This is a genomic window from uncultured Clostridium sp., assembly GCF_947072515.1.
Lineage (GTDB): Bacteria > Bacillota > Clostridia > Clostridiales > Clostridiaceae > Clostridium.
Genome location: NZ_CAMTIG010000075.1, coordinates 1 through 13,282, shown reverse-complemented (window position 1 = coordinate 13,282; position 13,282 = coordinate 1). Strand labels below are relative to the sequence as shown.

Annotated in this window: 15 protein-coding genes; 3 read left to right on the top strand and 12 right to left on the bottom strand. The window is 27.4% G+C overall.

The annotated features are described in order from the left end of the window. Together Q0W06_RS17410 and Q0W06_RS17405 are read left to right on the top strand one after the other, a co-directional pair. Positions 1–499 (top strand): helix-turn-helix transcriptional regulator (locus tag Q0W06_RS17410; RefSeq protein WP_297638712.1); only part of this gene is annotated, 499 nt, incomplete at its 5' end. Between the two features lie 513 nt (positions 500–1,012). Next, positions 1,013–1,948, top strand: coding sequence for a hypothetical protein (locus Q0W06_RS17405; RefSeq protein ID WP_297638709.1), 936 nt, complete (start codon positions 1,013–1,015; stop codon positions 1,946–1,948). 117 nt (positions 1,949–2,065) lie between these two features. On the opposite strand, the gene Q0W06_RS17400 is transcribed toward Q0W06_RS17405, so the two are convergent. From Q0W06_RS17400 to Q0W06_RS17350, 11 genes are all read right to left on the bottom strand, one after another. Further along, positions 2,066–2,530 (bottom strand): hypothetical protein, encoded by a 465-nt coding sequence (locus Q0W06_RS17400; RefSeq protein WP_297638707.1) that lies wholly within the window; start codon positions 2,528–2,530, stop codon positions 2,066–2,068. 10 nt (positions 2,531–2,540) lie between these two features. Further along, positions 2,541–2,906 carry a nucleotidyltransferase domain-containing protein gene (locus Q0W06_RS17395; protein ID WP_297638704.1) on the bottom strand — a complete coding sequence of 122 codons (366 nt, stop codon included), beginning with the start codon at positions 2,904–2,906 and terminating at the stop codon, positions 2,541–2,543. 198 nt (positions 2,907–3,104) lie between these two features. Further along, the gene (locus tag Q0W06_RS17390; protein ID WP_297638701.1) at positions 3,105–3,677 is read right to left on the bottom strand and encodes a TlpA disulfide reductase family protein; all 573 of its coding nucleotides are present in this window, start codon (positions 3,675–3,677) and stop codon (positions 3,105–3,107) included. A gap of 12 nt (positions 3,678–3,689) precedes the next feature. Continuing rightward, positions 3,690–4,364, bottom strand: a complete 675-nt coding sequence (locus Q0W06_RS17385; protein WP_297638698.1) for a cytochrome c biogenesis protein CcdA — start codon at positions 4,362–4,364, stop codon at positions 3,690–3,692. A gap of 276 nt (positions 4,365–4,640) precedes the next feature. Next, positions 4,641–5,684: a DNA-processing protein DprA gene (locus tag Q0W06_RS17380; RefSeq protein WP_297638695.1), complete on the bottom strand. Its 1,044-nt coding sequence runs from the start codon at positions 5,682–5,684 to the stop codon at positions 4,641–4,643. A 58-nt stretch (positions 5,685–5,742) separates the two neighbouring features. Continuing rightward, entirely contained in the window at positions 5,743–7,278 is a 1,536-nt protein-coding gene (locus Q0W06_RS17375; protein WP_297638693.1) for a YifB family Mg chelatase-like AAA ATPase, read from the bottom strand. Further along, positions 7,279–7,851 carry a transposase gene (locus Q0W06_RS17370; RefSeq protein WP_297638691.1) on the bottom strand — a complete coding sequence of 191 codons (573 nt, stop codon included), beginning with the start codon at positions 7,849–7,851 and terminating at the stop codon, positions 7,279–7,281. 243 nt (positions 7,852–8,094) lie between these two features. Beyond that, a complete protein-coding gene (locus tag Q0W06_RS17365; RefSeq protein ID WP_297638688.1) occupies positions 8,095–8,775 on the bottom strand; it encodes a hypothetical protein in 681 nt (226 codons plus the stop codon). Continuing rightward, entirely contained in the window at positions 8,772–10,022 is a 1,251-nt protein-coding gene (locus tag Q0W06_RS17360) for an AAA family ATPase (protein WP_297638686.1), read from the bottom strand. Before Q0W06_RS17360 ends, Q0W06_RS17365 begins: the two co-directional genes overlap by 4 nt. Positions 10,023–10,186: 164 nt before the next feature. Then, positions 10,187–10,660 carry a hypothetical protein gene (locus Q0W06_RS17355; protein WP_297638684.1) on the bottom strand — a complete coding sequence of 158 codons (474 nt, stop codon included), beginning with the start codon at positions 10,658–10,660 and terminating at the stop codon, positions 10,187–10,189. Between the two features lie 13 nt (positions 10,661–10,673). Further along, positions 10,674–11,354: a hypothetical protein gene (locus Q0W06_RS17350; protein ID WP_297638683.1), complete on the bottom strand. Its 681-nt coding sequence runs from the start codon at positions 11,352–11,354 to the stop codon at positions 10,674–10,676. 447 nt (positions 11,355–11,801) lie between these two features. On the opposite strand from Q0W06_RS17350, the gene Q0W06_RS17345 reads away from it, so the two are divergent. Then, positions 11,802–12,536 carry a lysozyme inhibitor LprI family protein gene (locus tag Q0W06_RS17345; RefSeq protein ID WP_297638680.1) on the top strand — a complete coding sequence of 245 codons (735 nt, stop codon included), beginning with the start codon at positions 11,802–11,804 and terminating at the stop codon, positions 12,534–12,536. A 260-nt stretch (positions 12,537–12,796) separates the two neighbouring features. Here Q0W06_RS17345 and Q0W06_RS17340 read toward each other — a convergent pair whose 3' ends face one another. Next, positions 12,797–12,949 carry a hypothetical protein gene (locus Q0W06_RS17340; RefSeq protein ID WP_297638677.1) on the bottom strand — a complete coding sequence of 51 codons (153 nt, stop codon included), beginning with the start codon at positions 12,947–12,949 and terminating at the stop codon, positions 12,797–12,799. Between the last annotated feature and the right edge of the window lie 333 nt (positions 12,950–13,282).

The following is a 13,282-nucleotide window of genomic DNA, read 5'->3' as shown; positions in this document are numbered from 1 at the left end:
TAATTTAATAGATATGTCCATCAAAAGAATTATAGAAACTGCAAGTAGTACAATAACTCATAAAGAATTTTTATTAGATTTATATGCTCAGGAAATTGTTTATGACTTATTGAATACTACAATAGCAAATACCATTCTTACAAATAACTTTAACGACCCAATAAGTAATTCAATAAAACTAATGAAAGAAAACTTTAAAAACAATATAACAATCTCTGAAATTGCTTATAGTGTTAATATTCCTCTTTCAATGTTTTCTGTTGAATTTAAAAAAGTTATTGGTATTTCACCAAATAGATATCTTACAAACTTAAAACTAAATGAAGCTTTAACTTTACTTAAAACTAATTCAGTTACAGATGTTGCCTTTGACTTAGGCTATGAAAACATATCACACTTCATAGCTCTATTTAAAAACAAATTTGGTGTTACACCTAAGCAATACACTCTTAAGTATATGCCAAATAACATTCTAGATAAAAGAAAAAGAGCTAAATAAAAGGGTTATTTAGTTCTTTTGGGAATTAAGTATGCACAAATCACTAAAATAATCCACAATATTAATAAACATATAAATCCAATATTCAAATACTCCTTTAGCTTAATATTTTTTAAAAAAAGACATACTTTCTGCTTTTTATTGAGGGCTTCTCACTTTCTTGCTATATATTAGTCTTTTTTTATCTTTTTTTATCTTTTATTTGGGCACTCCTAAAAGGTCATAGCTAGAACTCTCAAAAAGCCCAGTGAATACTCCAAAAAGTCTTCTATCCCACCTCCAAAATGCCCTCACCTTAAATATATGCAAAAAATAATTTTGTGGGGCAAATTTTCAAAAGTTTTTAAAATATTTTATTTCAAGCTATTTTTCTATCTATTTTCTCAAGATTTAACTCTATTTTTTATATCCATTTTTTACTTTAGTTTCTGTAATTTTACTGTAATTGTTTATCAAAAACCTATCCATATTTTTTTGATAATATTAATTAATAAATATGTGAGGTGAACATTAATGAAAAAAATAGGAATTATAATTATCATAATTTTAGTTGTTCTAGGTGTTGTTGGATTTCTTTTTTATAGGACTTATACTCATGAAAAAACTTCTAATACAGTGCAAACTGCTGCTAAAACAAATGTGACTAAAACTAGTGAAAAGCCAGTTAGTGCTACTCCAAAAAATACTTCTAGTACCACTAATACAAAATCTATAAATAATACAACTTCAAGCAATAATACTACAGCTCCTGTAGCTTCAGAAGCCACTAAAACTGTAAGTAACACTCAAACTATTACTCCAAAAGTTCAAGTTCAAAATACTAGTGCTACTACAAAAAATATTGCTAATACTTCAAGTAATAATAGTACTAATACTACTAATAGCAATAATAGTGTTACTACTACAGCTAAAGTTAATTCAGAACCTGGCGTTATTGAGTTAGTAAATTATAACCCAAACGCAATGTTATATCCTTCTAACATAATGGTTAAGAATACTACTGGTAAAGCTGTTCCAGATAATATTCTTTTAGACTCTATAAAGACTTGGATTTTACAGTATCAATATCAATATCGTGGATTTGCAGATTGTAATGGAACTATGTGGTCTAAACATTGGCTTGATAATATTCCAGATAGTAATTTAATAAAATACTTTATAGAAGCAAATGGTCAAGCTGCTCTTAATGGAAATATTACCGCTCTACAACTTTATAAAACAGCTGGTAAATCACTTCAATTTGCTGAAGCACATCCAGTTCCTTTCCCTTTAGCTGTAGCAAAAAAATATATTACTCAAATGATGATTCAAAGCCAAGGAGTAGCTCCTGATAAAATAGTATTCCATGGAAATTCTACTCAAGGTGGAGATTACTATGTTTATGTAAAAGGACATTCAAACCCATATTGGTATGTAGAATCACCAATTGGCTATGGAACTGGTGTTTAATAAACATCTTTCTTTAGTGACTATGAAAAATGAAATTTTAAAAGACACCATAATTATTATCTATGGTGTCTTTTAACTTAAGTATCTCTACTCTTTTCATATCCTGGATTTACAATTTTATTTTAAATCATTTTCTATAGAATACTTCATTTTTATTTTTTCATTCGTAATATCTAGAAATAACTTTAGCGTTTCCATTTTAGTAAAACAATATTTAAATATATCTTCCTCCACAGTTTCCCTCTTATAATAATCATGTGTATATCTATTTCTCAATCTAACTACTGCTAATAAATATCTTTCTAAATCACTCTCAATAAACCCATATATACATGCTTTTTTTATTATTAGCACTCCTGATAATCCATCTTCATAATTATCAGTCATTACAAGATACGTTTCACACATATCTATTATATATTCTGTAAAGTCTTGATAATATCCAATTATCCCTCTTTTAATATATACTGAATTAGTTTTTTTATATTCTTCCATAGCTCCCTGCATTAACGCTAGTGTATCTTTTGCAACACTAAATTTTTTATTCAAACTTTCTTTCTTGTATTTATAATATGGCGACATACTATTCCTCCTACTTTTGGCTATTTCTTAAATATTTATTTACATACAATCTGAAATCCAATTCCTTAAATTCATTTAATATAAGTTTATCTTTTGAATCTAAATACTGTCTTGCAAAAACTGTATCATATTCTTTCATAGTCAAGAAAGTTAAATGAATATTATTATATTCAAAATGTTTCTCAAGTAATGGCACCAAATAATCTTCTATATCAAATTCTTCTATAACATCTTCTCTATGTTCTAATAAAACTAAAATATCTATATCACTTTGATCCGCTCTAAAATACTCTGTTTCAAAACTTCCGAATACAGCTAAAGCTATAATATTTTTAAACTTTACATTTTCTAGTTCACTCAATTTAATATCCTTCATAAGATTTCCTACCTACCATACTCATTATTTTAAATTATTTCTTTATTTATATTATACACATTCCTTATTTTCCTAAGCAACCGTATTATAATAATTTAAATAGCTAACACAACTATATATTCTACTATCTAGTAAATAACTATATGTAAATTTACAAAAAGAGCCTCAACATACTTTTTTGTTGAAGCTCTTTTCTATTTAATTTGAGTTTATAAACTCTTCCATCTGCTCATATCCCATAGCACCCTTTCTAAAGTTTACTAAGTTTCCTTCCTTATCGATAAGCGCAAAGGCTGGCGTTGATCTTGCTCCATATTCTGCAGAAATCTTACTATCTGTATCTAGTAAAACTGGAACAGTATAGTTATTCGTTTTCATAAATTTATCAACAGCATTTTTACTTTCTCCAATATCAATAGTAAGTATTTCTATATCTGTTCCTTTATATTTATTATATAATTTTTCAATATCAGGCATTTCTTTTCTACAGTATGGACACCATGTCGCCCAAAAATTTAAAAATACTTTTTTCCCTTTAAATTGTGATAAACTCACTTCTTCTCCTTGTAAATTTTTCAAAGTAAACTCTTTAGCTTGTACCACCTCCCGTCTCCTCATAGTATTATTTTTTTGTTCGGCACTTTTATTTATATTTTCTTCTTTTTCTACTGTTACTTGCTTTTCAACCTTTTTATCTGCTCTTGATTTATAAAACTCATATCCTCCAACAATTAATGCTATTATTATGATAATAAGTAAAATTTTCTTCATATGTCCTCCTTTCTATATAAATAATCCCATTAATACTCCAAGCCTATTAGTTAAAATCAATATTCCAATCAAAACCATCAATATCCCAGTAATTCTTTTTATGATTATCATGTGTTTAAATATATACTTTCTTACGATAGTAAACTTTTCAATTAACATTGCACTTAATAAGAAAGGTATTCCTAATCCTAATGAGTATATCCCTAATGTTATAACTCCATCTATTGTTGATGCATTAGATGTGTAAACCAAAATACTTCCTAGTATAGGACCTACACAAGGTGTCCACCCTGCTGCAAAAGCTACCCCCATTATAAATGGTCCAAAATTCCTAGTATTTTTAATTACTTTCTTTTCCATGTAAAGTCTCCCTACTTTAATAATCTCTAAAGTATAGATTCCAAAGAAGATAATTAAAATCCCAGATATTATTCTAAGCAGCTCTAAGTGTTCATTAAACAATTCTCCTAATAAAGTTGCTGATGCTCCTAAAATAATAAAAATAATCGTAAAGCCCAATATAAATAATAGACTTTTTACAAAAATAACATTCTTTTTCCCATCTGATTTACCACTAGCTCCACCAGTTAAAATATTTATGTAAACTGGAATTAGTGGCAACACACATGGGGATAAAAAAGAAATCACCCCTGCAAAGAAAGCTACAAAAATATTTACCCTTTCCATTCCTACCTCCTTTCAAAAAACTGAATTTTCAGATTTTTTTAATTATAGCAAATTTCATTCTTTTTTTTCAATAAAATCGCTACTTTTATTTTAATCTGTTAATTTTATTCCTTCTTTTTAAGACTTTCGTCTTTTCATCTAAGTAATTTATTAATCTACTATTTTAAATGAGAGTGATTTTCATATTCTTTTATACTCTTAAATAAATTTTTCTATATAAATTTAAGACACCCCTTATTTAATAAGTGATGCCTTAGACATAATAATTCTATCTCATTAAAAATACTGACCATTTTGTTGGACTATTGCTCCTGCTAATTCTAAGTTAAATAGTTTATCTATAAGAACCTCTTTTTCAAGTTTTAAAATCAACTCTAATTCATCAATAGATTTTGGTTTTTCCTTTATTAATTTAATTATCTTTTTCTCTTCCCCATTTTTCTCCCCCGTAATTTTCTTCGTTTTTCTTCTTATAATATTACTGATTGCAATATATACTTTAGCTCCATTTCTAAGTAAAATATTACTTCCTTCATTTAGCTCATTATCAATATTTCCTGGTACTGCATAAACTTCTTTTTCTTCTTTTATTGCATACTTTGCTGTAATTAAAGAAGCGCTATTTTTATTTGCTTGTATTACCACAACTTTATTGCTAAGCATTGCTATAAGTTTATTTCTTTTAAAGAAGTTTTCACGAATAGGCTTTGATCCTATTTTAAAAGGTGAAATTATTAAACACTTTTCTTTTAGTGCTGCTTTAAGTCTTTTATTTATTGCAGGATAACAGCCATCTATTCCTGTTCCTAGAACACAAATAGAGTATCCATCTTTTCTTATTATTCCAGATTGTACATAAGCTTCAATTCCTTCAGACATTCCACTTATTATAGTTACATCATTTTCACTTGCATTATCACCTATCTCTAAAGCAATATTTTTTCCATACAAGTCAGCATTTCTACTTCCTACAACACCTATAGCATTTTTTATCTTCTTTATCTTTCCATATGTATATAACATAGATGGAGCATCATCATATTTTAAAAGTTCTTTAAAATAATCTCGCTCTTCTCTACATAAAATCCTTATCCTATTCTCTACACAATAATCTTTTATTTTTCTAGCCTTATCTAAATCCTTACAAGAAGAGATTCTTCCAGCAACAACCTTTCCAAAGCCTTCGATTTTCATTATCTCTTCCTTACTCGCTCTATATACATTTTCTATTCCACCAAACTCTTTAACAAGTTTATTTATTCTTACATCTCCAAGACCTTGAATTAAATTTATCCATAAATACAAAATATCCTTTTCCATGCTTTCTTTCCTCCATATACTCACAATTCCTCATTGAAACTTTTTATTAAATATTCACTTATATAATAAGAAGACTTTGTGTATCTTTCTCAATTTCTCTACACATCAAAGCTTTCATTATATGAATCTTTTTTATCTTTTCAGAACCATCTAAATCAGCAAAAGTTCTAGCTATTTTTAAAAACTTATTATAACTTCTTGCACTAAAATTAAACCTTTTATAAGCCCCTTCAATTATCCTAAATTCATCATCTTCTAAATGACAAAATCTTTTTATCAAATCTGGTGTCATTTTAGAATTATCATTTATTCCTCTAAAGTCTCTAAATCTAAACTCTTGAATCTCCCTAGCTTTCATAACTCTCTCTTTTAAAACTTTTGACTCAATTCCTTTAACTTCCCCTCTTAAATCCTCAATATTTACAGGGTTCAAAAATCTTTGAATATCTATTCTATCCATAATTGGTCCTGATAACTTATTTCTATACCTAATAACTTCTGAATCTTTGCACTTACATCTACTAGCACCACTATAGCCGCAAGGACAAGGATTCATAGCTCCTACAAGCATAAAATTTGCTGGAAACTCACTTGTGCTTCTAACTCTCGAAATCATTACTTTTCCGTCTTCCATGGGTGCTCTAAGTCCTTCTAAACTTTGCTTACTAAATTCAGCTATTTCATCTAAAAACAAAACTCCATTATGTGCTAATGATATCTCTCCAGGCATTGCAAAAATTCCTCCTCCAATTAAAGAGTTCATTGAAGCATTATGATGCGGTGATCTAAAAGGTCTCCTGTTTACAAGCTCTCCTCTATTTTTTAAAAGTCCTGCAACACTATGTATTTTTGTTGTTTCTAAGGCCTCTTCTTCAACCATTTCTGGAAGTATTGTTGGAATTCTCTTAGCTATCATAGATTTTCCACACCCTGGCTCTCCTGCTAAAAGTATATTATGTCTTCCTGCTGCAGCTGCAACTATAAATTCTAAAGAACTATCTTGACCTCTAACTTCTGAAAAATCAAGTATAAAATCATTTTCTATAACACTGTTTTCTCTAATTTCAATCTCTTTATATGGATTAGTTCCTTCTAAAAATTCCACAACCTCTCTTAAAGTTTTAAATGCAAATATATTCATTCCTTTTATTACTGATGCTTCCTTTAAATTTTCTATAGATAAAATTAAATTTTTAATTCCTTTATTCCTAGCTTCTATTACCATTGGTAAAACACCTATACAGGGTTTCAACTCTCCATTTAAAGACAATTCTCCTATAAATCCATAACTTTCTATTTCTAAAACTCTCACTTGTCTAGATTGCATAAGTAAACCAATTGCAATTCCTAAGTCATAATGTGATCCTTTCTTTCTTATATCACTTGGAGATAAGTTAATAATTATCTTCATTTTAGGAAACTCAAACTTAGAATTATTTATTGAAGATTCTATTCTTTCTCTAGATTCTTTTATAGACATATCAGCCATTCCAACTATACTAACTAAAGGCTTTCCATAAACAGTATCCACCTCAACCTTTACCAAATACCCATCAATGCCCCTTATCCCAAAGCAATTTATAACCTCAGCCATCTATAACTCCTCCACTTTCTCTTTTAATACAACTCTTTCTACATAGTCCTTATACATTTCAAATCTATATTTATGTAAAAAATACTTTAAAGCTATCTCACTATTAGTAAAAACCTCTTCATCCTCACCAATAAATTGGTTATAATTTGACCACTTATACTCACTTGGAAAATCTACCATCGAAGCTCTAACAGGATTCATATGAATATATCTACAAACCTCTAAAAGTCCTGCATCATTATTGATCTCCTCTAAATGATATCTTCCTTGAAATAAATGCCCAACATAATTATTTTTCTTATTAAAATATCTTGTATATAATCCTGTTATCTTCCCAATAAAATCTCCTGGTGATGTATCATCAAACTTAATCAATAAATGTACATGATTATCCATTAAACAATAGGCAATAAGCTTAATATTTTCATCTCCAAAAAACTCCAACCCCTCACAAATAAGATTAATAAAATACTGGAAATCTTCCTCATCTTTAAAAATGTCACTTCTTCGATTTCCTCTATTCGTTATGTGGTAAACTCCTTCCTTAACCCAGTCTCTAGCTTTGTAAGACATAACCTATACCTCCAATTTAAATCTATATTATAATAATTTCCCAATTAAAATATTTTTATACAAACATTTGTTCTTTTCCCAACAAAAAAAAGTGCTAACTCTCTTGTTAACACTTTAGGTCCTGTCCTTATCATACTCTTTCATAATAAAAAAAGTTAAATGGATTTTATCATATTCAAAATACTCTTCAAATACTGGTACCAAATAATCTGAGTAATTTTATCCCTTATACTTGCCCTGTTGCTACCATTTGCACATAAATTTAGATAACTTATCACAATTATCTCTTATTACCCATCTTTTGAATGCTGCAAATGGTGAATTACATTTCAACTCTCTAACTATTAGTAATGCTGCATCTTCTTTATCCATTCCCTCAGCTTCATCATATTCATTTATAGCATTAATAAATTTTTGTAATTCACGCCTAAGTTCTTTTCTTATATTAGTTGCCTCTAGCTTTTTCATCGCTGTACTTCCTATATAAACTTTATTAAGCAAATCAACGGTTTCCTTTACATCTTCAGAATCATTTAATGGTTCTATTTTAATATATTCATTCCAAGAAAAATTACCTATTTTTCTAAATGAAATAACTTCATCAATATCAATCTCAGTGCAATCCAGTATATTCTCATAGCCACCTAATTTAATATTATTACAATGTGCACATGCTAAAAATAAATTTTCCCATTTAAATTTCAAGTTTTTATCAATATTTCTATGAGGCTTATAATGCTCTATATTATATAATGTAACTTTTTTATTCTCACAAATATAACATTTATTATTAAAAACTAATTTTAAAGCATCTAAAACTTCTTCTTTATTGTAATTACCTTTTCTCTTGTTTTTCTCTTCCGCTAATACATCTTTGGCTTTTTTTATTTTTTCTGATTCTATTTCCCTATTAATTTTTATCACTTTATTAGCTTCCTTTTTTTCTCAATTTCATTAAATTCTAAATTTAACTCTTTAGCTAAATTATTTGCAGTATTTTTAAGTTCAATTCTTAATTCTGCTCTAGTTGCCTTCTCCTCATCATTTAAATCATTCCTAAAAGCTAAATCTCTATACTTATTAATCTTTTCTTTTAATTCATTTGAATAGTTATCAATCTCAAAATAACCTTCTACTATTCCTTCATATGAATAATCCATTAAGCCTTCTACTCTAATATTTTTTTCTAAATCATATATTACAGCATTATTTATTGAATTCAACACAAATGGTGAGTGCGTCGTTACTATAAATTGTATATTCGGAAAAAATTGAATAAGAAATGGCAGTATACTTTTTTGTAATTCTATATGAAGGTGAGTCTCTAACTCATCAATTAAAACAATTCCCTCTGTATCAAAAATATAATTACTATCCGTCGTTGCCCTGTTTTTATCAATTCTTAATATTAAATCAGAAACTATACTTAAAATCGCTGAATATCCTTCTGATAGTTCGTTAAACCCATACGGCTCTCTGTTATTTTGGATAATTTTAAAATTATAATTTTTATAGTCAAATTTTAGAATTATGCTACTATCATCTAGTATAGTTCTCATTGCATTTTGAAATCTATCAAACCAACTTTCGATATTTTTAACAGTATCCATATCATTTTCATTTCTTGCAAATGATTGTTGAGTTTTTAAATCTACTAAATATTTAACGAATGCTTTACTTGGATTTTCATCTAATGCATATACCTCTTTTAACTGAATTTTTTCTACTCCCCTTGGTACCTCAACTGTTGTAACTCTACTAGAATCATAATAAGCTAAAATAAAATTTCCTTGTTTATATAATGGGTTTAATATTTTATCTGCACAATTAAAATTTACATTTAGTCCGTAAACACCAATATTATTTATATTATTTATATCATTTTCTATTTGATTCTTTAATGATATTTTAATATCCTCATTTATTTCAGCCTTTATTTGTTTTTCTAAATCTAATATATTTTTTTTATAAATTTTAATCGTCTGTATACCATGTTCATATTCTATACTTCTTAAATACATTTTTATCGATTTTAATGTGGTTGTTTTTCCTGAACCATTTTTACCCGTTAATAGTAGATGCTTAGGTTCATTTCTATCTAAATCTATCTTTATATTATTTAAATGCCTTATTTTTTTTATCTCAATTTCAGTTATGAAATGATTGTTCATTCTTATACCTCCTCACTTTACCTAAAATATCAATTATTTTATCTATAATTATTTCCCTATCCATTTTTTAAAATTACTTCCCTTTAAAATATTATTATATAATACATAAATTTTTTTATAAACTATTAAATAAAACAGTCTATCTCAATTTCTAAAACAATTATCTAATTCTTTTTGCATCTTCCTTCTTTCTTGATTTTTCTTGCTTTCTTTTTCACATGTCTATATGTGCTTACATGCTCTGCATAACTTACTGCACCTCCATCATATAAATCATATTTATATACCCATGGATACATTGTAAATAATCTATCCCAAAAAGTTTGAGATTTATTTAAAGCTAATTCTAACTTTTCTTTTTTTATCTCATGCTTCTCATATTTCTCTAAATTCTCTCCTAAAACTTTAACTATATCTTCAATTTTCTTTAATGCCTCTTCTTTTTCACTCTCACTATCACCCTCAATACCATTTTTCAGAAATATTCCATTATGTATAAAAACCATTTCTTCTAATGATTTTTTTACTTTTCTTGTTAATAGTTTTCTATAAGTTAGTTTGTGTATCACTAAAATAATTAAAATAACTAACACAACTATAGATATTAATATAACTTCTCTCATCACAACGGTATTCATTTAACATTTTCTCCTATTCTATATATTCCTCTGCCTTACTACCGGTTAGTTCTAATCTATATTCATCTACCTCTAATTTTATAAGAATATTCTTATTATCATCTAAGTCAATCTTTCTTAAAGTAAATTCTCTTGGTTTAAAATTTATACAGGATTTAGTTTCTTTTAATATATTTAGATTGTATCCTAAAGCTTCTATTCTTATATAAAACATCACATATTCCCCATCAATATATTTGCAGCAATATATCCAATTATTATCTTTTGAATAATAAGTTTCTGCTATATTTTCATCAATAAATATAACTTGTAAGTCTGTAATAAGCACTTCTGTAAATTCATCTAATCCAAACTTTTCACATTTTAAAAGTAATCTAATTCCTTTAGTATCTCCTACTGATATCCTTTTGCTAAAGGTCTTTTTAACTTCACTTAAACTTCCCAGTATGTAAAGTATTTTGCTATCTTTATACTCTCCAACTTTACTTTGTATATTTATATCTTCTGATTCTACACATTTAGTACATACTACGTGTTTCTTTTCTTTATAGTTAGGTATCCAACACATATTGATTATTCTCTTTCCACAAACAGAACATTTTTTAGTTCTCTCATATCTCTTTAACATTTTTTTATAGTAATCCCATTTATGACATGTTAATCCCTCAATACATCTATCTATTTTCTTATTCATTTTTATCCTCATTTCTACTATTTATCTTCTTAATTTTTAAATTTTCTATATCTATTCTTTTAAATCTACATATAAAAATATTCTTTTTCATATATCATTTTCTATTTCTAACCATATCTTTTTTCTTTTCTTTTTCTTTATTTTTATTAGTTTCATTTACTATTCTATTCATAGCGTTTTATTAACTTATTATATTAAAGTATTTTTTAACTATCAATTCATTTAAGTATCCTACCACTATATTTATTACATAAATTTAAAACAAGATATTCATCTTATTTTTTTATTTCTCATTTATAACTTCTAAAAATATTAATCTTACCATCATTTCTATTCTTTAATGTGAAATTACATACTTCAGCTTATCTTTAACTGAATATTTCTTTATTTTTATAAATTGTCTTTTAAATGCAGTATGCTATCATTCTCTAAAGGGGTGTGATTCATATGGATAAAAAGAAAGTTATCAGAACTGTAATCGCTGTCATAGTAATTATTTTAATATTTGTAGGCTCTTTTACATTCATTCATCATGAAAAGCAAATTGCATTAGCTAGGATGCAAGCTGAAACAACAAAACAAGCTAATCAAGCTAAAGAGAGTGAATTAAAACAAGAACAAGCTATAAAAGAATCAGAAGCAAAACAACAAGAGGCTAATAAAGAAACTACTCAACCTGTAAAAAATAATCAATCTAAAGAATCAACTAAACAAGTAGCAAATACTACTCAGTCTAAGAGTAACACAGCACAAAATCAAGTAGCTACTAATGCTACTTCACAGGCTGGAACTACTAATCAGTCTGCAAAAAAGGCTGATCAACAAAGTAATAATTTAAGCCAAGAAAAAAATCAGCTTTTAAATGAATTAAGTACATTAAAACCTGATATTGGTCCAGGGCAACATTATGGAATGTTAACTCAATCTGAATTACTTTATAATACTTGGGATACTGAGTTAAATAAAATTTGGGGAATACTTGAAAACAATCTTCCAGCAAGTAAAATGCAAGCTTTAAGAGAAAATGAAGTTCAATGGATTAACACTAAAGCTCCTTATATGCCTGCATATAAAGCAGCCGCTTCAGGAGATTATTCACAAATACAATCAGTTCAAGCTGGTCAAACTTTAGCTCAAATGACTAAAGATAGATGCTACTATTTAGTAAATAACTATATGTAAATTTATAAAAAGAGCCTCAACATACTTTTTTGTTGAAGCTCTTTTCTACCTATCATTTATTTCTCTGTCCTTGCTACTCTTACTCTAAGTAATCTTATTCCCAGTTTTTATAATTATTAAAATTTTAGTTTATTTCTTCTCTTTTTTTGATATAATATAGATATAAGAAAAGCATAGTGCGGGAACACTATGCTTAACCTAGAACGTTGTTTTTATGTTTTAGGGCTATTGAATGATTAGATTAAAAAGCGCTGTACTTGTTAGGATGGGCGCTTTTTTTCTTTGTTCTCAATTTCTATCGATATTCCCTTCAAGCTTATCTTTACTGATAATTTACTTACAAAAATATCTCTATGTCTAAATATAACTACCACTGTAATTATAACTATTAAACTTATTATATATTTGAACATATTCAATACCACCCCCTTCAAGCTTTGATGATAATTGCTTATCTCAACAGCCCTCAGGAGGGAAAACGTACAAACCTCCGCAGCCATCCAGTCTACGGTGTTTTTTAATTTTTTACTTTTCTATTATAGCAATATTCATTTATCTTAGCTACTATTTTATTATGTAACTTATTTATACATTTGTTACCTAAAAAAGAGCATTAACGCTCTTGTTAACACTCTTCTATATCTATAACTTATTTTCTTTTTAATTACTTATTTTACATTTATAGCCTGTACTTGCCCGGCAGACTGCATAGCCGTAAAGCTAATAATTACAAATATTATAAATTA

What these genes read in the sequence shown, in the direction of transcription:
- Q0W06_RS17400 (WP_297638707.1), bottom strand. Translation starts at nt 2,530, where the DNA reads ATGTCGCCATATTATAAATACAAGAAAGAAAGTTTGAATAAAAAATTT.
- Q0W06_RS17405 (WP_297638709.1), top strand. Translation starts at nt 1,013, where the DNA reads ATGAAAAAAATAGGAATTATAATTATCATAATTTTAGTTGTTCTAGGT.
- Q0W06_RS17380 (WP_297638695.1), bottom strand. Translation starts at nt 5,684, where the DNA reads ATGGAAAAGGATATTTTGTATTTATGGATAAATTTAATTCAAGGTCTT.
- Q0W06_RS17370 (WP_297638691.1), bottom strand. Translation starts at nt 7,851, where the DNA reads ATGTCTTACAAAGCTAGAGACTGGGTTAAGGAAGGAGTTTACCACATA.
- Q0W06_RS17395 (WP_297638704.1), bottom strand. Translation starts at nt 2,906, where the DNA reads ATGAAGGATATTAAATTGAGTGAACTAGAAAATGTAAAGTTTAAAAAT.
- Q0W06_RS17340 (WP_297638677.1), bottom strand. Translation starts at nt 12,949, where the DNA reads ATGTTCAAATATATAATAAGTTTAATAGTTATAATTACAGTGGTAGTT.
- Q0W06_RS17345 (WP_297638680.1), top strand. Translation starts at nt 11,802, where the DNA reads ATGGATAAAAAGAAAGTTATCAGAACTGTAATCGCTGTCATAGTAATT.
- Q0W06_RS17390 (WP_297638701.1), bottom strand. Translation starts at nt 3,677, where the DNA reads ATGAAGAAAATTTTACTTATTATCATAATAATAGCATTAATTGTTGGA.
- Q0W06_RS17375 (WP_297638693.1), bottom strand. Translation starts at nt 7,278, where the DNA reads ATGGCTGAGGTTATAAATTGCTTTGGGATAAGGGGCATTGATGGGTAT.
- Q0W06_RS17355 (WP_297638684.1), bottom strand. Translation starts at nt 10,660, where the DNA reads ATGAATACCGTTGTGATGAGAGAAGTTATATTAATATCTATAGTTGTG.
- Q0W06_RS17350 (WP_297638683.1), bottom strand. Translation starts at nt 11,354, where the DNA reads ATGAATAAGAAAATAGATAGATGTATTGAGGGATTAACATGTCATAAA.
- Q0W06_RS17385 (WP_297638698.1), bottom strand. Translation starts at nt 4,364, where the DNA reads ATGGAAAGGGTAAATATTTTTGTAGCTTTCTTTGCAGGGGTGATTTCT.
- Q0W06_RS17360 (WP_297638686.1), bottom strand. Translation starts at nt 10,022, where the DNA reads ATGAACAATCATTTCATAACTGAAATTGAGATAAAAAAAATAAGGCAT.